The sequence below is a fragment of the Nostoc cf. edaphicum LEGE 07299 genome (assembly GCF_015207245.1).
GTDB classification, from domain to species: domain Bacteria; phylum Cyanobacteriota; class Cyanobacteriia; order Cyanobacteriales; family Nostocaceae; genus Nostoc; species Nostoc edaphicum_B.
In genome coordinates, this window is the sequence record NZ_JADEXF010000882.1 from 1 (window position 1) to 2,860 (window position 2,860).

At 42.6% G+C, this 2,860-nt stretch carries 2 protein-coding genes and 1 pseudogene; all 3 read right to left on the bottom strand.

Going from position 1 to position 2,860, the window contains the following annotated elements; all coding sequences use genetic code 11:
- Nucleotides 1-184, bottom strand: a pseudogene (locus IQ229_RS24345) (DUF6745 domain-containing protein); the annotation flags it as partial.
- Between the two features lie 299 nt (nucleotides 185-483).
- A complete protein-coding gene (locus IQ229_RS22130; RefSeq protein WP_194047424.1) occupies nucleotides 484-768 on the bottom strand; it encodes a hypothetical protein in 285 nt (94 codons plus the stop codon).
- Nucleotides 769-813: 45 nt separating this feature from the next.
- Nucleotides 814-2,685: an ArsA family ATPase gene (locus IQ229_RS22135; RefSeq protein ID WP_194047426.1), complete on the bottom strand. Its 1,872-nt coding sequence runs from the start codon at nucleotides 2,683-2,685 to the stop codon at nucleotides 814-816.
- Nucleotides 2,686-2,860: the final 175 nt, after the last annotated feature.

The window sequence follows — 2,860 nt, forward strand, 5'->3', positions numbered from 1 at the left end:
GACTATCAAAAAAATATATGTCGAATTCTTCTACACTAGATATTTGCTTATAAACAGCTTTAATCGTTTGAGTCGCTTTTTGTGTATCAATAGGTTGTGTTGAAAGTGCTGCTAACTGCCACTTTCTCTTATATTCACAAAGTAAAGCTTCCTGATGTGGTGTTAACTCAGAAATTAGTTGCATTAATTATTGAGGCAATTGTTAGTTTATTTCTAGAACTTAGAAGTTATTGCAATTTAACAGTGTGACAATAAGCTGGCTTGAGAATCTAATTGACCTAAGTAATATCTTAATGCCTTTCTGAATTACCACTCCTTAAGTCGAGTGTAATAGCAACGAGTTTGGGCAGCAACCTTAAGATTACTAAGTAAGATTTTCATGTCGTCTTCCCCCACGATTCCGACATCCAAAAACGCGATCGCCCCTGCTTGGTGCGACTGAGCAAGGAAGTTGCGAAGAATAGGCAGCTGAAATCTTAGTACTTAGTATTCCAATGTTAGGGTTTTGAATTTTGGTGTATTGTCCTCCAAGTTAGTATTTGCTTGCTGATGGGTCATGTCTCCTTCAGGAATTGTTTGACTATTTAAAATAGCAAGACGCTGCTGAATCTGATGTCGGCGTACTTCGAGTTTGTCTAGTTCCTCCTCTAAACGCTCCTTTTCTAACATCATTTTGTAAGCATTTAAGTAAGCTGTTGCTTGAGAACGTTGAGGAGGCATGGTGCTAAGTTTGGCTTGAATTTGTCTGCGGGTTGGAGTGCGATGCATAATAAATTTCTCTTAGGGTATGAAAGTATTTAGTCTAATTAGCCGTTAAAATAAACAGCCGGCTGCTGCTTGGATGCGTTCTAAAGGCTGAACTGAGCGAGGAAGCATTGGTAAGCGAACCATTGTCAAACCTGGAAAATCGCAATTAATGGTTGCTGTAGAAGTAAAGCGGTTGAGAACAAGGTAATTCTGGCTTACACCTATTTCTTGCAGAGATTTGAACAGGCGTTGTTGTTCGGCAAGTACACTAGTCTGGTTAAGTGTAACCCCAATGAACTCTGCTTGTTGTGGGTCTTTTAGCACTTTTTGGGCTTTAACTACACGCTGTCGCAAAGTTCGTAAACGCCCCATAAACTCTGTACGACCAAGGACATTCTGATACTTGATCCAGAGTTTGAAAATCCAAGCTAGCCAGTCTGCTAATGCAGTTGGCATTTCTAGAAAACGCAGAAGATGACCTGTAGGAGCAGTGTCTAAAATAATTAAGTCTTCTTCTTGTTGCTCTAGCAATTCCATTACTGTTAACAGGGAAAGTATTTCATCAATCCCTGGTAAAGCTTGATCGACAATTTTGCGCCAGGCAGCAGGAGCATAGGCCATTTCAATAGCTTCGCTTGTTTGGGTTTCGCCACTCATCATTTGGGCCAGTTCCCATAGGTACTCGGCTCTGAATTGATCGAGAATGCGATCGCCATCCACTTCCTGACCTCGAAGATTGGCAGTTATTTGATATGGTTCGTGTCCTAAACTCAAACCAAAGGCATCACCCAAGGAGTGGGCTGGATCGATAGAAACCATGCGAATTTTGCGATCGGGATGTTGTTGAGCCATAGCCCAACCAATGGCAGCTGCTACTGTGGTTTTGCCTACTCCACCCTTACCGCCAATTAGTAACAGGCGACGACCTTTGGTGAGAAAATCTCCAAAGCTAGGAGGAATTGTTTCCGGCCATTGAACTGGGAGTAGATCGATAAAAGATAGCGGTTCAAGCTGAGGAACATGGATTTGGTCGATCAGATGGCTGAGGGCTAGAATCCCTAAAGGCTCCTCATCTTGCTGTGGCACAATAAACATCGGCTTTTCGTTAGCAAGATCCGTATACTGACCGATCAGCGGTTGTTGTTCTTGGTAACGATCTGGGTCAGTCGCGCTGGCAAGGACTTGGTTAACAAACAACCCTCCGCAAGGAATCTGCATGGTTTGTAAGGCTTCTAGGAATCGTTTTGACTCCAACCAACTCATTGGTTCGGCGATCGCAACTAACAAACAAGCTGTATGGGTGGGATCTTGAAGCAGACGACGGCCTTGCGACAGTTCAGCTTTCAGGGTTTGCAAAAAATCGTCAGCGCGATCGGGTGTGTAACTCCCAGCAAAGGTCTTGCTAATATACCGATGCTTTTCTTGAAACAGTTCGAGAGAGTGGAGGAAAGTGTCTAAAAAATCCATCAATCCAAATAAGTTGAGAGTATGACCGCTAGGAGCCATATCAACTACTACTCGATCTACCTGCTGCTCGTTGAAAAGGCGTTGGATTTCTAACAAACCCATCAACTCGTCCAGTCCAGGCCAATTTAAATCCCAAACTGGAGACAAGTCTTCTCCTTCAACAAAACTACCGCGCTCCACTAACAGTTCTAACACCTGACCATAACGTTCTTTAAACTCTTGTAGCAGACGCTTTGCATCCAACGCCCTTACTAGTAGATTAGGTAGTTCCGCTATGGGACGAGGAATGTCATCAACGCTAACTTGTAAGACATCTCCAAGAGAGTGAGCCGGATCGGTTGAGATTAAAAGAATTTGCTCATTGGCGAATTTCTGCGCCCAACGACATGCAAAGGTGCAGGAGATTGTCGTTTTTCCGACTCCACCTTTGCCGCTAAACATAGCAAGGTGTAGGTTATCAAAAAGTTCCATCCCGTTTGTCATTTATGGCGTTTTAGGATAAAGTTACTACATATTTTTAAAGTTTGTTTAAGTAATTTTGCTGAATAAAGCTATTTAAAACCTTAATCTTTCACGGATGGGATTTACAAAACTTCTATCCTATAGGCTACCGTGTACACACAAGTTGGAAATAATTGACAAATCC

Bases quoted from the DNA above. Each gene is read 5' to 3' on its own strand.
- IQ229_RS22130 (WP_194047424.1), bottom strand. From the start codon at position 768: ATGCATCGCACTCCAACCCGCAGACAAATTCAAGCCAAACTTAGCACC.
- IQ229_RS22135 (WP_194047426.1), bottom strand. From the start codon at position 2,685: ATGGAACTTTTTGATAACCTACACCTTGCTATGTTTAGCGGCAAAGGT.